The organism is Thermoanaerobacter sp. A7A, from assembly GCF_000445185.1.
Lineage (GTDB): Bacteria > Bacillota > Thermoanaerobacteria > Thermoanaerobacterales > Thermoanaerobacteraceae > Thermoanaerobacter.
On record NZ_AVAF01000082.1, the window covers coordinates 1 to 15,169 of the forward strand.

The following is a 15,169-nucleotide window of genomic DNA, read 5'->3' on the forward strand; positions in this document are numbered from 1 at the left end:
GTCCTTGGCTTCGGCCCTGCCTCCTCCCTCGGTCTTGCTAAGTTTTGTTGCCGCTTTGTCACAAGTCGCACCGATTGCAAAATATCTCCTTTATGAAAGTTTGTCTACAGTCTGAAGCCTCTTTGTGAGGCTTTTTTATTTTGCAAGTTCGTCTTCAGGAATTGTATCAGTTAAATTTTCAACATATTTTGAGAGGTTTTGTATAACTTCTTCATAAGGCAAACTTTTCTCAAGACGTATAAATTTTAGCCCTTTTTGTTTTGCCTTTCCATAAGAAAGACTGCAAAAAGCTTCAGGCACAGTTATTACTACATCGGTTTTTTTGTCAAGGAGAAAATCTACAATAGCACTTCTTCTTCCTTCTTTTAGAAAGTATCCCGGATTATCGTACTTTTCAGTATTTTCTTTTTGTGTATCAAAAATAATTATATATGGCCCGTCGGGAAGTTTTTCAATATAGCCTTCCGCTGTTATTGTAGCAGCTATTCTCATACAAATTTGCCTCCTTATTTTTACGTATCTTCTATAATTAATTATACTCCTTCTGAATGGCAAAACAAAATTTTTAATATTGTACTCGATATATATTATATGATATAATACAGTATATCATAAACAAGGAGTGAGAGTTTTGCTCAAGGGAATAAAATGGCAGATTGTTTTGATAACTTTTGTAGTAGTTTTTGGATTTTTATTTGCCGGCTTTCAATTGTATCAAAATAAAATTTTGCCCGATAAGATTTCAAAAGATGTAAGTACAGTTAAATTTGTCAAAATGGTAACAATTTCAACTGATACCAATGGGTATATTATGAAAGTTAGATTAGGAGAAGTAGAAAATTTAATGGAAACTTATAAAGAAATAGAAAACAAGGTAAATAAATACCCTGTTAAAATAAATATTTTACTTATTGACAATTCTAATGAGAAGTTAAATAATGTTTATTATAACTCTCAGTTTTCAATTTACGAAGGTATACAAAAAGGCGATTATATGAAGATGTATGATACAATAAGAGAGATTTCAAGTAAAAATAGTGTAATATCTTATGTATATATTGATAAGCAAAACATCTATTTAGATTTAAGAGATGGTTCTCATTATTTATATAAAATAATATCACGTGAGGTTTACAAGGGGGAAAGCTAGATGGTCAAAGAAATTTTACTGGGAATAACTATCGCGTTTGCGATATTTGCGGCTTTTCTTGGTATAAATGTTACTCCTTTACTCTTTCTGGCAGGTGCTTTTTTGCTTTTTACTTATATTATGGAAAATAAAGGGTTAATGCCAGGAAGCAAAAATATTATAAAACCCGAGTCGGAAATTTCTTTTGAAGACATCGGAGGGCAAAACACTGCTATTGCAGAACTAAAAGAGGCACTGGATTTTGTAATAAATAGAGAGAAAATATCTAAAATGGGTATACGACTTATCAAGGGTATATTACTGACAGGACCTCCTGGAACTGGTAAAACTTTATTAGCTAAAGCAGCTGCAAAATATACAAATTCGAGTTTTATAGCGACTTCAGGTAGTGAATTTATAGAAATGTATGCAGGAGTAGGTGCACAAAGAGTTAGAAATCTTTTTGAAACAGCAAGAAATCTTGCTAGAAAAGAGAACAAAAATAGTGCAATAATATTCATAGACGAAATTGACATATTAGGTGCTAAAAGAGGTACTAATGAAAGTCATCACGAGTATGATCAAACCCTCAATCAACTGCTGGTGGAAATGGATGGGATTAAAAGTGATGGAGAAATAAATATTTTAGTAATTGCTGCAACAAACAGACCAGATTTATTAGATCCTGCTCTTTTGCGACCTGGCAGATTTGACAGGCAAGTAGTTGTGGATTTACCAGATAAAAGTGGAAGGCTGCAGATTTTAAAAATTCATACAAAAAATAAGCCTTTAGGGAAAGATGTCAATCTCGAAAAAATAGCTGAAGATACTTTTGGCTTTTCTGGGGCGCATTTAGAGAGTCTTTGCAATGAGGCAGCGATTCTTGCGATGAGAGACAATTCTGACGTTATTTTGCAAAAGCATTTTAAAGAGGCTGTAGATAAAGTTATATTGGGAGAAAAAAGTGATAGAAAACCTACAGAAGAAGAGATATTTAGGGTTTCTGTTCATGAATCGGGACATGCGATAATAAGCGAAACAGTAAATCCAGGTTCTGTTGCGACTGTGACAATTGTACCAAGAGGTAAAGCACTTGGATTTGTGAGGCAGACAGACAAAGAAGACATCCTCATTTATACAAAAGAACAGTTGGAAAAAGATATAATGGTGGCTTTAGGAGGTACAGTAGCTGAACTTTTGGTTTTGGGCAATAGAAGTACTGGTTCTGCTAATGACTTTGAACAGGCGGTGGATATTGCGAAGAAGTTGGTATATACCGGATTGTCTGACCTAGGAATAATAAGCAAAGAAGATGTTCCTAAGGAAAAAGTTAATGAGGAAATAAATAAAATTATTCAAGTCCAAGAAGGAAAAGTAAAAGAAATTTTGCAGGAAAAACTGGAAGTTTTAAAAGCGATTGCAGATATTTTAAGGAAAGAAGAAACTATATCAGGAGAGAAATTGAGAGAACTAATAGGTGAGAAGGAAGTTGCTATAGCTTGATTTGTATAAAAAGCCCTTGAATATTTTTTAACTTTGTCAATAAGCTAAAGCCCTTGAAGGGCTGTTTTTCTGACGAAATAAAACAAATTATGAGAAAAAAACAAGGGCATTATGTATTTTAATAAGCGAAGAGTTAAGTGATAGTGGAGATAAGGGAAAATCCAGTTTGTTAAAATAATAACACAAAAAAATATTATTATTTCATGATAAATATTATCTATTGTTATTGACTTTATACAGATGAAACTTTATAATTATTGTAGAAAGTTTATCAATTAATTAGAATTCTGTATACAATATGTAAGGTGTAGTTAGTTAAATTTTAAGAGAGGTGTTTTTATGCAGTCAAATTTATTACTGTTAAGCATTATATTCCCTATTATAGCGGGTATTATTGTTCTTTTTTTGAAACAATCTTCTATTAGAAAGGCTTTTATTGCTACATCTTTAGGTGTAATCGTTTTACTATCTTTAATTATGTTGGCAACCTTAAAAGTACCTGATATTTTTAATTTCCCGGCTTATTACAATGGAATGGATTTGGCTATCAAAATAGGGGATTTTGCTCTTTTGTTTTATGTGCTTTATATTTCTTTTAAAATTAAAGAATGGAGAGCTACTTTTTTTGCGGTATTACAACTTGTTCCTTTGATATACTTTGAGTTTTTTATGTTAAAAGAACATGAAGTTGCAATGTTTTTTGTAGACGAGCTCTCTATCATTATGAATTTAATTATATCGATTGTTGGTTCTTTAATAGCTATTTACGCTTTTGGATATATGGACCATCATGAAGAAGAGAAACATGTATCACCCACAAAACAGCCGAGATTTTTTGCTATTATACTTGTATTCCTTGGTGCAATGAATGGAGTAGTATTTTCAAATAATTTAATGTGGATTTATTTCTTCTGGGAAATAACTACTCTGAGCTCTTTCCTGTTAATAGGTCATGACCAGACTGAAGAGGCTATTAAAAATGCTTCAAGGGCATTGTGGATTAACATGATGGGGGGGGTTGCGCTTTTATTAGGTATAATATTTATCTACACAAACTACAATACTACCTCTTTGGCAGAAGTATTGAGCATAAAAGATGCTACGTATATACTTCTACCCATGTTTTTCATAGCGTTTGCAGCATTTACTAAGTCTGCTCAACTGCCTTTTCAGAGCTGGTTGCTTGGCGCAATGGTGGCTCCTACGCCAGTTTCTGCGCTTTTGCACTCCAGTACAATGGTTAAAGCGGGTATATATATTTTACTGAGATTTTCGCCACTTTTTAGAGGTACATTGTTGAGTGATTTTATAGCAATATATGGTGCGTTTACTTTCGTAGCTACAGCTTTCCTTGCTGTAAGTCAAAGTAATGCCAAAAGGATATTGGCATATTCTACTGTGTCAAATTTAGGGCTTATGATAGCAAGCATTGGACTCAATACTTCAAGTGCTATTGCTGCAGCTATATTGCTTTTGATATTCCATGCTGTGTCTAAAGCTTTGTTATTCTTATGCGTTGGAACGATAGAACAGCACATTGGAAGCAGAGACATTGAAGATATGAAAGGTTTGATAAATAGGATGCCTGTAACAGCAGCAATAACTTTTATAGGAATTTTGACTCTTATGGCAGCGCCTTTTGGAATGCTGGTTTCTAAATGGCTTATAATAGAAGTAGCAGCTAACCAAATTTTGATTTCCATCATATTAGCGATAGGAAGTGCTTTGACTGCACTTTATTATACCAGATGGATAGGAAATCTTTTGTCGGGGACGTATTTTAGCCAACATTCAGAAGAACATGTGAATCCCACAGTTGGTATTTCCCTTTACAGCTTGACAGCTATAGCTATTGCATTAAGCTTTATAGTTTCTATCCTTTATAACATGCTTGTAATGCCTCAGATATTGACTATGAAAATGGATGTTGTACTAAAAGCTGTGAGAGGTTATTTATATACGCCGGCTGGTGGGTTTACTATATATCCAATTTTCATAACTCTTGGCATAGCAATAGTGCTTTCATTGATTTCTATAAGAAAATCTACGAAAGTTGTGGTAAAAACAACTCCTTATACGGCAGGGCTTAATTATATAGAGGATAATGGATATAATGTAAGAAATTATTACCTTACGACTTTTGCAAATGAGGGAACATTGACGAGATATTTTAATTATGTTTCTATTGCTTTAATTGCTGTAATTCTGGGAGGTGCTTTGATATGACTTTGAATGAAGTTGTAATATTTATAGCAGCAGTAGTTATAGCTCCATTTATTGGCGGTTTTTTGTCTGGAATTGATAGAAAACTAACAGCCTTTATACAAGGAAGATATGGGCCTCCCATCTGGCAACCTTTTTACGATGTAATAAAACTTTTGTACAAGCAAAAACTATTAGTAAATGACTTTCAAGTATTTTCTGCCTATATGTATCTTTTATCAGCGATTCTTTCTGTGGGGCTTTTTGCATTGAAAGCTGACCTTTTGATGATTTTATTCATCATGTCTGTAGGGCTTGTGTTCTATATAGCAGGGGCTCTTTCAACAAAATCACCCTATAGTCAGGTAGGTGCACAAAGAGAGCTTATGCAGATGTTGGCTTACGAGCCCATGCTGATATTTTTTGTTATATCGGTATACAATGTAACAGGGAGTTTTAATTTGGCGCAAATAATGACGCATGGCAGATTGATTTTAGATTTACCTTTGATGTTTTTGTTGCTGGGCTTAGTATTGACAATAAAGCTAAAGAAATCTCCTTTTGATTTATCAGCATCAGAACACGCTCATCAAGAGTTGGTAAGAGGCATTTTGACAGATTATTCAGGGCCTTACCTGGCATTAATTCATATTGCTGACTGGTATGAAATGATTTTAATACTAGCAATGATAGCTATATTATGGTCTCAAAATCTTGTAATAGGTGCTCTTATTGCTTTGGCGACATTTTTTATGGATATAGTCATAGATAATATAACGGCAAGAATGACAGTAAAGTGGATGTTAGCTTTTAGTTGGAGTATAAGCATTTTGTTTACAATTATAAATATAGCTTATATTTACTTTAGGAGATGATTGTGATGGGTTTAAAAGAGTTTATTGAAAAATCTTTTAAAAAGTCACCGTGGGTTTTGCATTACAACTGTAGCAGTTGTAATGGTTGTGATATTGAAATCTTAGCTTGTATGACTCCTCTCTATGACATGGAGAGGTTTGGTATGGTAAATGTAGGGAATCCAAAACATGCGGATATTTTAGTGGTGACAGGTACAGTCAATACAAGAAATAAGGAAATCTTAAAAAATATATACGACCAAATGCCTGACCCTAAAGTTGTGGTAGCAGTAGGAGTTTGTGCCGCGACTGGTGGAGTATTCAGAGAAGCTTATAATGTTATAGGAGGAATTGATAAAGTAATTCCTGTAGATGTCTATGTGCCAGGTTGTCCTGCGAAGCCGGAGGCTATAATAGACGGGCTTTATAAAGCGACTGAGATTTTAAAAGAAAAATATGAAAAAATGGGGAAAGCTGAAGAGGTGTTAAAATGATTACGACTAAAGAAATAAAATTGGAGGAAATTGAAAAAGAAGCGAAATATTATTATGAAAATGGGTATAGATTTGTTACTGAAACATGTCTTGAAGAAGAAGGTAAATTTAAAATAATTTATACCTTTGAAAAAGACTATCAAATGGATAGTTTTCATGTTTTTGTATCTCCACAAGAAGAGGTACCCAGCATTTCAAAAATATATTTTGCTGCACTTCCTGTAGAAAATGAGATACATGAAATGTTTGGAATAAAATTTAAAAATTTAGTACTTGACTTTCAAGGATTGCTATTTTTAGGAGAATACGCTCCTATTTCTCCACAAGCTAGTATAGAAATCATGAGAAGGGATAAAGGTGATAAGAATGAGTGAAAAAAGTACAATACCATTTGGCCCACAACATCCTGTTTTGCCAGAGCCTATACACTTGAAATTGGTCGTTGAGGATGAAAAAGTAGTAGAGGCTTACCCGGCTTTTGGTTTTGTTCATAGAGGGCTTGAGTTGCTTGTTAAGAAAAAGGATTTTAATCAAATGGTATATGTGGTTGACCATATTTGTGGCATCTGCAGTGCTATGCATGGCCAGTCTTATTGCCAGGCAGTAGAGGAATTGATTGGCGTTGAGGTACCAGAGAGAGCAAAATATTTAAGGGTTATTTGGGCAGAAATTCACAGGATTCACAGCCATCTCCTCTGGTTTGGCCTTTTGGCAGATGCTTTTGGATTTGAGAATCTTTTTATGTTGTCTTGGAGAATAAGGGAAAAGATAATGGATATACTGGAAGCTACAGCTGGTAATAGAGTGATTATTTCTGTAAACATTGTTGGTGGTGTGAGAAGAGATATTGATAATGAGCAGGCAAAATGGGTACTTAATGAGCTTAAAGAAGTCGAAGAAAGCTTAAAAGAGCTTGATAAAATAGTTAGAAATAATTATACTATTAAACAAAGAACCGTAGGTGTTGGTGTACTTTCTAAAGATGAAGCCTATAAGTTGGGGGCTGTAGGACCTACTCTGAGAGGAAGTGGCGTACCTATTGATATGAGAACGACAGGATATGCTGCGTATAAAGACTTAGATTTTGAACCAATTGTAGAAAAAGATGGAGATACTTATGCGAGAACAATTGTAAGGGTAAAAGAAATGTTCCAGTCAATAGACCTTGTAAGACAAGCAATAAGCAAGCTGCCAGAAGGTGAACTTAATGTAAAAGTAAAGCCCAATTTACCTGCTGGTGAGGTTATCTCAAGAGTCGAACAGCCTAGAGGTGAAGTATTTTACTACATTAAATCCACTGGAGGAAAGTACTTGGATAGGCTTAGGGTAAGGACGCCTACTTTTGCAAATTTAGCATCTCTTTTGCACATGCTTCCAGGCAGTTCTTTAGCAGATGTGCCTGTGCTTGTTTTGACAATTGACCCATGTATTAGCTGTACTGAAAGGTAGGTGGTGTAGATGCTTGATATGCTTAAAAATGTAGTAAGTAATCTTACTCACAAACCGGCTACAAGAAAATATCCTTTTGAAAAGAGAGAACCTTTCGAAAGGGCAAGAGGCCATATAGAAAATGATATTGATAAGTGTATTTTATGTGGTATATGCCAAAGAGTTTGCCCTTCAAATTGTATACAGGTAGATAGAAAAGAAGGGACGTGGAGCTTTGAACCTTTTGCATGTATAATTTGTGGTGCTTGTGTAGATGCTTGTCCTACTAAGTCCCTGACCATGCTAAGAGAATATAGACCTATTTCTAATGATAAATACGTCATAATGCAAAAGAAAGAGGTTAAAAATCCTCCTGAAAAGGATAAGAAGGAAGGAATATAAATTGCATGAGTTGTCTGTGACCCAAAGTCTGGTTGACATGGTGCTGGAAGAAGCAGAAAAGAGAGAGGTTAAAAAAGTTACCAAAGTTACAGTTGTAATAGGGGAACTTACTGGTCTTGAAAGTGAAAGTATAAAGTTTTATTTTGACATATTATCAGAAAATACGGTAGCAGAAGGAGCAGAGCTAACGTTTAAAATTATAAAAGCACAGTTTAAGTGCAGGCAGTGTGGTACCATTTTTGAAAGGTCTAATTTTACTTTTAACTGTCCTGTATGTGGAGGAGTAGGAGTTTTGGTGAACAAAGGGAAAGAATTTTACATTGAAAGTATAGAGGTGGAATAGTATGGAGGAAATTGTAATTATAAGAGATGTACTAGAGGCTAATAATAATGTAGCTCATGAAAACAAAGCCATAAAAGATGAAAGAAACATCTTGATGGTAAACCTAATAGGCTCACCTGGAGCTGGAAAAACAACTTTTATTTTACGGGCAATTGAAAATCTCAAAGTGCCTTGTGCTGTAATTGAGGGGGATGTCACTTCAGACATTGATGCTAGGAAAATGGCTGAAAGAAATATACCTGTTGTGCAGATAAATACAGGAGGGTCTTGTCATTTAAATGCTGGTTCAGTAAACAAAGCGCTTAAGGCTTTATCTTTTGATGATGGTATTGTATTTATTGAGAATGTAGGAAATCTCATATGCCCTTCTGCCTTTGAATTAGGTGAAGACTTTAAATTGGCAATGGCTAATGTTCCAGAAGGTGATGATAAACCTTATAAATATCCAGCACTTTTTACCAAAGCAAAAGCTGTAGTTTTGAATAAGATTGATATGCTTTCCTTTTTTGAATTTAATAAGAAATTCTTCTATGATGGGATAAGAGCTTTAAATCCGGATGCACCAATTTTTGAAGTTTCTGCAAGAACAGGAGAAGGATTTGGTGAGTTTGCAAAATGGTTAGAAGAAGAGTACCACAAATTCAGGCAAGACAAATAAATATTTTTGGTATTGTACAGGGCGTTGGTTTTCGCCCTTTTGTCTTTAATATTGCACAAAAATACAATCTAAAGGGAATGGTATATAACAATTCCTCTGGAGTGTATATAGAGGTTGAAGGAGAAAAAGAAAACGTAGAATGTTTCATAAAAGAAATAAAAGAAAATCCTCCTTCTTTAGCTGTTATAGACGAGATAAAAATAAAAGAGTCAGAAGTTAAAAATTATAGAGAATTCAAAATTATGGAAAGTAAAGAAGATGACGGATTTGTTCCTGTGTCCCCTGATATGGGAGTTTGCGACGACTGTTTAAAGGAAATGAACGACCCAAATGACAGAAGATACAGGTATCCTTTTATAAATTGTACTAATTGTGGTCCTAGGTTTTCCATAATAGAGGATATTCCTTATGACAGACCTAAAACTTCCATGAAAGTATTCCAAATGTGTGAAAAATGTGAAAAAGAATACAATGATCCCAATGACAGGAGATTTCACGCGCAACCGGTAGCCTGTTTTGACTGCGGTCCTAAGCTTGAATTTGTAGGAGATAATTGTCAGGAAGATGAAATAAAATGTGTTGTAGATTCTCTTAAAAGGGGTAAAATTGTCGCTATTAAAGGTATAGGCGGTTTTCACTTAGCAGTAAATGCTCTTGACGATGAAGCTGTTTCTACTTTGAGAAGTCGAAAAAAGAGATATGGAAAGCCTTTTGCAGTTATGATGAAAGACATAAAGCAGGTAGAGGAGTATTGCATTGTAAGTGAAGAAGAAAAAAAACTTCTTTTAAGTCAGAGAAAGCCGATTGTGCTTTTAAAGAAAAAAGGAGAAAAACTTGCAAGAGGTGTTGCTGACGGATTAGATACGTTAGGAGTAATGCTTCCATACGCTCCTATACATTATCTTTTGATGGAAGAGATTGATTTTCCTATTGTGATGACAAGCGGAAATGTCAGTGAAGAACCTCTTTGCAAAGACAATGAAGAGGCTTTAGAAAAATTAAAGGATATAGCTGATGCTTTTCTTTTAAACAATAGGGATATAGTCAATAAAATAGATGATTCAGTAACTTCCTTTAATGGAGGTGCAGAGAGGATTATAAGAAGGGCAAGAGGATATGCCCCTCAGCCAATTTTATTGAAAAAAGATGTCAAAGCAAATGTGCTGGCGGTTGGTGGCTTTTACAAAAATACCTTTTGTATGACTCGCGGTCAATATGCTTTTATAAGCCATCACATAGGAGATTTGGACAATGAAAAGACTTTTGAATATTATAAAGAGCAGATAGAAAGGTATAAAGGACTTTTTAGAGTGACCCCTCAGGTAATAGCTCATGACATGCATAAAGGCTATCTTTCTACTCAGTACGCCTTGTCCTGTGACTTGCCTCGCATTGAGGTTCAGCACCATCATGCCCATATTGCTAGCTGTATGGCAGAGTATAATATTACAGATAAAGTGATAGGGATAGCCTATGACGGCACTGGATATGGTACAGATGGTAATATATGGGGTGCAGAATTTTTGATATGCGATTTAAAGGATTTTTTAAGAGTAGGACATTTGAAATACAGGCCACTTCCAGGTGGAGAGTTGGCGATAAGAAAGATTTACAGGGTAGCTTTAGGTTTTATTTCAGAGGATATAAATTTTTATAAAGATTTTGTGGAAAGATTTGATTCTAGAGAGGTTGATTTAATTTTAAAGCAAATTGAGAAGAAGATTAACACCTCCTATGTGTCTAGTATGGGAAGATTTTTTGATGCAGCAGCTTCTTTACTTGGCGTGAGAGACCAAGTACTTTTTGAGGGGCAGGGTGCAATGGAGCTGGAGAGTTTAATAATTGAAAATGATGATTTTTATGATTTTGATGTTTATCGCGATGAAGAATATATAATAAATCCAGAAATAATATTACACCAACTCTATGAGGACTATAAAAATGGAATTGACAAAAGAATAATTGCGACAAAATTTCACAACTCCATTGTAGAGTTTACTCACTATTTAGCATTGGAGTTGAGAAAAGAGTTTGGTATAAATAAAGTGGTATTAAGCGGCGGAAGTTTTCAAAACAGGTATTTATTAAAGAAACTACTGGCTAAGCTTACTGCTTCAGGGTTCGAAGCCTATTCTAACAGCAAAGTTCCCTGCAATGATGGAGGAATTTCATTAGGTCAGGCTGTTATTGCGAATAAGAAATTGGAGGGGTAAACATGTGTATTGCAGTTCCATCAAAAGTGTTAAAAATTGAAGGAAAAGTTGCAGAAACAGAATTAGGCGGTGTAATAAGAAGAGTATCGATAGAAATGGTGCCAGAGGTTAAAGTGGGAGATTATGTAATGATTCATGCAGGGCTTGCTATAAGCATTGTGGATAAAGAAGAAGCAGAAATGGAAAGGGAGCTTTGGGAAGAACTTATGGAGGTTTTAAATGATGCAGCAGACAGAAATGATTGAAAAGGCAAAAAGAGCAATCGAAGCTTTAAATCCGGGTGGTCCTTTTAATATCATGGAGGTATGTGGTTCCCATACAATGGCTATCTCAAAATTTGGATTAAGACAGCTTTTGCCTAAAAATATAAGGCTTATATCAGGCCCAGGATGTCCTGTGTGCGTGACAGCGCAGAACGAAATAGATAGTGTAGTAGAACTTGCTAATAGAAATGTTGTAATTGCTACTTTCGGGGACCTTATAAGGGTACCAGGTAGCAAGTCATCATTGCAGTTAGAGAGAGCAGCAGGCAAAGAGGTAAAAGTGTTTTATTCACCTCTTGATGCTTTAAAATACGCTGAGGGAAATCCGAGCAAAGAGGTAGTTTTTATAGGAATAGGATTTGAAACAACTGTTCCGACTGTTGCTGTTACTATAAAGGAGGCGAAGGAGAAAAATATAAAAAATTACAGTGTATACTGCCTTCATAAGACAATGCCTGAAGCTTTAAGAGCACTTCTTGAAGGAGGTTCAAACGTACAAGGTTTTTTACTTCCAGGACATGTGAGTGCAATAACTGGAAGCAAGATATATGAGTTTATTCCTAAAGAATTTGGAGTTGGTGGTGTAATTTCCGGCTTTGAAGCAATGGATATTTTGATGAGTATTATAATGCTTCTCAAAAATTATAAAAATCCTGCTATTGAAATTCAGTATAAAAGAGTGGTAAGAAAAGAAGGAAATCTTGAAGCACAAAAGATAATTGATGAAATTTTTGAACCTTGTGATAGTATTTGGAGAGGTCTTGGAAAGATCAAAGGTTCAGGACTTAGGATAAAAGACAAGTATAAAGACTTTGATGCGGCGGTAAAATTTGATATAAAACCAATTGGGGAAGAAATCGAGATAAAAGGTTGCCGATGTGGAGATGTTTTAAAGGGAAGTATTTATCCTAATGAATGTCCTCTGTTTGAAAGAGCATGTACACCTGAAAATCCGGTGGGGCCTTGCATGGTTTCTTCAGAAGGTTCTTGTGCGGCTTTCTATAAGTACGGGGCTTAAGAAAGGATGAGAAGTATGGATAAAGTTTTGCTGTCCCATGGTGGCGGCGGAACCATGATGGAAAATTTAATTGAAGAAATTTTTTCAAAGGCTTTTGATAATGAATATATAAAAGGGATGGAAGATGCGGCATTGCTTTTTGGGAATATCACTCTTACCACTGACAGTTTCACAGTAAAGCCTATCTTTTTCCCTGGAGGAGACATAGGAAGACTTGCAGTGTGCGGGACAGTAAATGATGCGTCTATGAGAGGAGCTAAACCTTTATATTTAACCTCAGCCTTTATAATTGAGGAAGGTTATCCAATAGAAGATTTGAAGAGAATAGTAAAATCTATGGCTGAAACAGCAGAAGAAGCAGGTGTGAAAATAGTCGCGGGAGATACTAAAGTCGTAGAAAAAAGCGGCGTTGACGGCGTATTTATAAACACTTCTGGGATAGGTGTTGTGTACGAAAATGTAGATGTGTCAATTAAAAATGCAAAACCTGGAGATGTAGTGTTAATTTCCGGAACAATAGGAGACCATGGAATGGCTATTATGAGTGCGAGAGAAGAGTTGCAATTTGACCCACCAATTTTGTCAGACGTATCACCTCTTAACAAGATGATAGAAAAACTTATGACTTTGGAGAAAGCTGTTAAAGTATTGCGGGATCCTACAAGGGGCGGAGTGGCAGAAGTACTTTATGAGATATCAAAAATGAGCGGTGTTGGTATTAAAATATACGAAGATAAGTTGCCCATAAAAGAAAGTGTAAAATCTGCTTGTGATTTGATGGGATTTGACTTTTTGCACTTAGCAAATGAAGGTAAGTTAATTGCAGTTGTTGACAGGAAATACGCGGAAGAAGCTTTAGAAATCATGAAATCAGATAAATATGGAAAAGATGCAGCTATAATAGGTGAAGTGAATGATTCAAAACTTGTTACAATCAATACAGTTTATGGCACTTCGAGAATTATAGATAGACCCATAGGGGAACTGCTTCCTAGGATATGCTAAACTGCTTGTAGGACAGGAGATATAAGGTGTATTGAGGCAGAGCCTTTTTAGAGATGGCAAATATTACGACGAGTATATAATGAGCATGTTAAAAAAGGAATTTGATAAAAAATATGGAAGAAGATAGACAGGAATTTAAAGTAAGTGGGGAAACTAATACATAAATTTTTTAATAAATTTTTGATTTAAAAAGAGGAATATTTATTTTTTTGTAGAATATTAATTATTGTGTGTTAAAAGAAAGATTTTTGGGTACAAAAGGTGGCATAAAATGAGTAAAATTTTAGTTTTAGACGATAATAAAGGAATTTGTAGTTTAATAGAAGAAATTTTTACAATGGATGGACATGAAGTAAGAACTTACAGTGATATTAGCTATTTTGACAAAGAGATAGAAAAATTTAGACCTGATGTAGGATTATTTGATTTACACATGGCAAAAGATATGGTAAAAATTATTAAAAAAGTTAAGAATATTCATCCAAACATGAAAGGTATTATAATGTCAGCAGATGAGCCACAAGAGCCTTTTGTGGAGTTTCCTTTTATCTCTAAACCTTTTGACATAATAACACTAAAAAATTTAGTTTATGATAGTCTAAAGCAAGAAATGTTTGTATAAGGTACGGTTGTACCTTTTTATATTTTTCTTGAGCTAGCTTTAAACAAATGCTATAATGAAAAAGTAAAGTTACATAATATTAGGTAGTATTTTAAAAATCAGTTATAATAAAGGAGCTGTTAGCAATGTTAGTGACAGGTATAGAGATATTAGAAAAAGCCCATAAAGAAGGATATGCAGTTGGAGCTTTTAACACCAGTAATTTAGAAATTACCCAAGCCATTGTGGAAGCGGCAGAAGAAACTAAATCACCAGTCATAATACAAGTCAGTGAGGGAGGATTGAAATACGCTGGTATTGAGACGATTTCTGCGATCGTCAGGACAATGGCTGAAAAGGTGTCAGTTCCAATTGCTCTTCACCTTGACCATGGTACAGATTTCAATACAGTCATGAAATGCTTGAGAAATGGTTGGACTTCTGTAATGATGGATGCCTCTAAATTGCCCCTCGAAGAAAATATAAAAGTGACGAAAACTGTAGTACAAATTGCTCACGGAATGGGGGTTTCTGTTGAAGCTGAAATCGGAAAAATTGGTGGTACAGAGGATAATATCACAGTAGATGAAAGAGAAGCGGCCATGACAGACCCACAAGAAGCTTTAAAATTTGCAAAAGAAACAGGAGTAGATTATTTAGCTATAGCTATCGGAACAGCTCATGGACCTTACAAAGGAGAACCTAAGCTTGACTTTGATAGACTTAAAAAGATAAAAGAAATGCTCAATATTCCTTTAGTTTTACATGGAGCTTCAGGAGTTCCTGAGGAAGCTATAAAAAAAGCAGTGAGTTTGGGTATAAATAAGATAAATATAGATACGGATATAAGACAGGCATTTGCACGAAGGCTAAGAGATTTATTAGAAAAAGATAGTGAAGTATACGACCCAAGAAAAATTTTAGGTCCTTGTAGAGATGCGATGAAAGAAGTAATTAAACAAAAGATGATTTTATTTGGAGCAGCAGGAAAAGCATAATTTAAAGCGGGTTATCCCCGCTTCAGACTGTAGACAAACTTTCGTAAAGGAGATATTT

At 34.9% G+C, this 15,169-nt stretch carries 17 protein-coding genes; 16 read left to right on the forward strand and 1 reads right to left on the reverse strand.

The annotated features are described in order from the left end of the window. Positions 1-135: 135 nt before the first annotated feature. Positions 136-492: a hypothetical protein gene (locus tag M663_RS0104685; protein WP_003867333.1), complete on the reverse strand. Its 357-nt coding sequence runs from the start codon at positions 490-492 to the stop codon at positions 136-138. Positions 493-631: 139 nt separating this feature from the next. Between M663_RS0104685 and M663_RS0104690 the strand changes: the two genes are divergently transcribed. The 16 genes from M663_RS0104690 (at position 632) to M663_RS0104770 (ending at position 15,111) form a co-directional block, all read left to right on the forward strand. After that, complete coding sequence (locus M663_RS0104690; RefSeq protein WP_029688122.1) at positions 632-1,150, forward strand: hypothetical protein; 519 nt, start codon at positions 632-634, stop codon at positions 1,148-1,150. Beyond that, positions 1,151-2,632 (forward strand): AAA family ATPase, encoded by a 1,482-nt coding sequence (locus tag M663_RS0104695; protein WP_029688123.1) that lies wholly within the window; start codon positions 1,151-1,153, stop codon positions 2,630-2,632. Positions 2,633-2,971: 339 nt separating this feature from the next. Continuing rightward, the gene (locus M663_RS0104700) at positions 2,972-4,858 is read left to right on the forward strand and encodes a proton-conducting transporter membrane subunit (protein WP_029688124.1); all 1,887 of its coding nucleotides are present in this window, start codon (positions 2,972-2,974) and stop codon (positions 4,856-4,858) included. Then, a complete protein-coding gene (locus M663_RS0104705; RefSeq protein WP_029688125.1) occupies positions 4,855-5,709 on the forward strand; it encodes a complex I subunit 1 family protein in 855 nt (284 codons plus the stop codon). Before M663_RS0104700 ends, M663_RS0104705 begins: the two co-directional genes overlap by 4 nt. A gap of 5 nt (positions 5,710-5,714) precedes the next feature. Continuing rightward, on the forward strand, positions 5,715-6,182 hold the full coding sequence (gene nuoB, locus M663_RS0104710) for an NADH-quinone oxidoreductase subunit NuoB (protein ID WP_029688126.1): 468 nt from the start codon (positions 5,715-5,717) through the stop codon (positions 6,180-6,182). Continuing rightward, positions 6,179-6,556 (forward strand): NADH-quinone oxidoreductase subunit C, encoded by a 378-nt coding sequence (locus M663_RS0104715; protein ID WP_029688127.1) that lies wholly within the window; start codon positions 6,179-6,181, stop codon positions 6,554-6,556. Before nuoB ends, M663_RS0104715 begins: the two co-directional genes overlap by 4 nt. Further along, entirely contained in the window at positions 6,549-7,631 is a 1,083-nt protein-coding gene (locus M663_RS0104720; protein ID WP_029688128.1) for a nickel-dependent hydrogenase large subunit, read from the forward strand. Before M663_RS0104715 ends, M663_RS0104720 begins: the two co-directional genes overlap by 8 nt. A gap of 9 nt (positions 7,632-7,640) precedes the next feature. Continuing rightward, a complete protein-coding gene (locus M663_RS0104725) occupies positions 7,641-8,012 on the forward strand; it encodes a 4Fe-4S dicluster domain-containing protein (RefSeq protein ID WP_029688129.1) in 372 nt (123 codons plus the stop codon). A 1-nt stretch (position 8,013) separates the two neighbouring features. Next, positions 8,014-8,355: a hydrogenase maturation nickel metallochaperone HypA gene (gene hypA / locus M663_RS0104730; protein ID WP_003868943.1), complete on the forward strand. Its 342-nt coding sequence runs from the start codon at positions 8,014-8,016 to the stop codon at positions 8,353-8,355. A 1-nt stretch (position 8,356) separates the two neighbouring features. Next, positions 8,357-9,013: a hydrogenase nickel incorporation protein HypB gene (hypB, locus tag M663_RS0104735; protein WP_029688130.1), complete on the forward strand. Its 657-nt coding sequence runs from the start codon at positions 8,357-8,359 to the stop codon at positions 9,011-9,013. Then, a complete protein-coding gene (hypF, locus tag M663_RS0104740; RefSeq protein ID WP_029688131.1) occupies positions 8,971-11,226 on the forward strand; it encodes a carbamoyltransferase HypF in 2,256 nt (751 codons plus the stop codon). Before hypB ends, hypF begins: the two co-directional genes overlap by 43 nt. A 2-nt stretch (positions 11,227-11,228) precedes the next feature. Further along, positions 11,229-11,471 carry a HypC/HybG/HupF family hydrogenase formation chaperone gene (locus M663_RS0104745; RefSeq protein WP_029688132.1) on the forward strand — a complete coding sequence of 81 codons (243 nt, stop codon included), beginning with the start codon at positions 11,229-11,231 and terminating at the stop codon, positions 11,469-11,471. Beyond that, positions 11,446-12,507 carry a hydrogenase formation protein HypD gene (gene hypD, locus M663_RS0104750; protein ID WP_029688133.1) on the forward strand — a complete coding sequence of 354 codons (1,062 nt, stop codon included), beginning with the start codon at positions 11,446-11,448 and terminating at the stop codon, positions 12,505-12,507. Before M663_RS0104745 ends, hypD begins: the two co-directional genes overlap by 26 nt. Positions 12,508-12,522: 15 nt before the next feature. Beyond that, entirely contained in the window at positions 12,523-13,512 is a 990-nt protein-coding gene (hypE, locus tag M663_RS0104755; protein ID WP_029688135.1) for a hydrogenase expression/formation protein HypE, read from the forward strand. Between the two features lie 271 nt (positions 13,513-13,783). Continuing rightward, positions 13,784-14,134 carry a response regulator gene (locus M663_RS0104765; protein WP_029688136.1) on the forward strand — a complete coding sequence of 117 codons (351 nt, stop codon included), beginning with the start codon at positions 13,784-13,786 and terminating at the stop codon, positions 14,132-14,134. Between the two features lie 125 nt (positions 14,135-14,259). Next, positions 14,260-15,111 (forward strand): class II fructose-1,6-bisphosphate aldolase, encoded by an 852-nt coding sequence (locus M663_RS0104770; protein ID WP_029688137.1) that lies wholly within the window; start codon positions 14,260-14,262, stop codon positions 15,109-15,111. The last annotated feature ends 58 nt before the right edge of the window (positions 15,112-15,169 follow it).

Coding starts and splice junctions, on each gene's coding strand:
- hypF (WP_029688131.1), top strand. CDS start 8,971: ATGGTTAGAAGAAGAGTACCACAAATTCAGGCAAGACAAATAAATATT.
- nuoB (WP_029688126.1), top strand. CDS start 5,715: ATGGGTTTAAAAGAGTTTATTGAAAAATCTTTTAAAAAGTCACCGTGG.
- hypE (WP_029688135.1), top strand. CDS start 12,523: ATGGATAAAGTTTTGCTGTCCCATGGTGGCGGCGGAACCATGATGGAA.
- M663_RS0104725 (WP_029688129.1), top strand. CDS start 7,641: ATGCTTGATATGCTTAAAAATGTAGTAAGTAATCTTACTCACAAACCG.
- M663_RS0104705 (WP_029688125.1), top strand. CDS start 4,855: ATGACTTTGAATGAAGTTGTAATATTTATAGCAGCAGTAGTTATAGCT.
- M663_RS0104720 (WP_029688128.1), top strand. CDS start 6,549: ATGAGTGAAAAAAGTACAATACCATTTGGCCCACAACATCCTGTTTTG.
- M663_RS0104685 (WP_003867333.1), bottom strand. CDS start 492: ATGAGAATAGCTGCTACAATAACAGCGGAAGGCTATATTGAAAAACTT.
- hypB (WP_029688130.1), top strand. CDS start 8,357: ATGGAGGAAATTGTAATTATAAGAGATGTACTAGAGGCTAATAATAAT.
- M663_RS0104770 (WP_029688137.1), top strand. CDS start 14,260: ATGTTAGTGACAGGTATAGAGATATTAGAAAAAGCCCATAAAGAAGGA.
- M663_RS0104700 (WP_029688124.1), top strand. CDS start 2,972: ATGCAGTCAAATTTATTACTGTTAAGCATTATATTCCCTATTATAGCG.
- M663_RS0104715 (WP_029688127.1), top strand. CDS start 6,179: ATGATTACGACTAAAGAAATAAAATTGGAGGAAATTGAAAAAGAAGCG.
- M663_RS0104695 (WP_029688123.1), top strand. CDS start 1,151: ATGGTCAAAGAAATTTTACTGGGAATAACTATCGCGTTTGCGATATTT.
- M663_RS0104745 (WP_029688132.1), top strand. CDS start 11,229: ATGTGTATTGCAGTTCCATCAAAAGTGTTAAAAATTGAAGGAAAAGTT.
- M663_RS0104765 (WP_029688136.1), top strand. CDS start 13,784: ATGAGTAAAATTTTAGTTTTAGACGATAATAAAGGAATTTGTAGTTTA.
- hypD (WP_029688133.1), top strand. CDS start 11,446: ATGATGCAGCAGACAGAAATGATTGAAAAGGCAAAAAGAGCAATCGAA.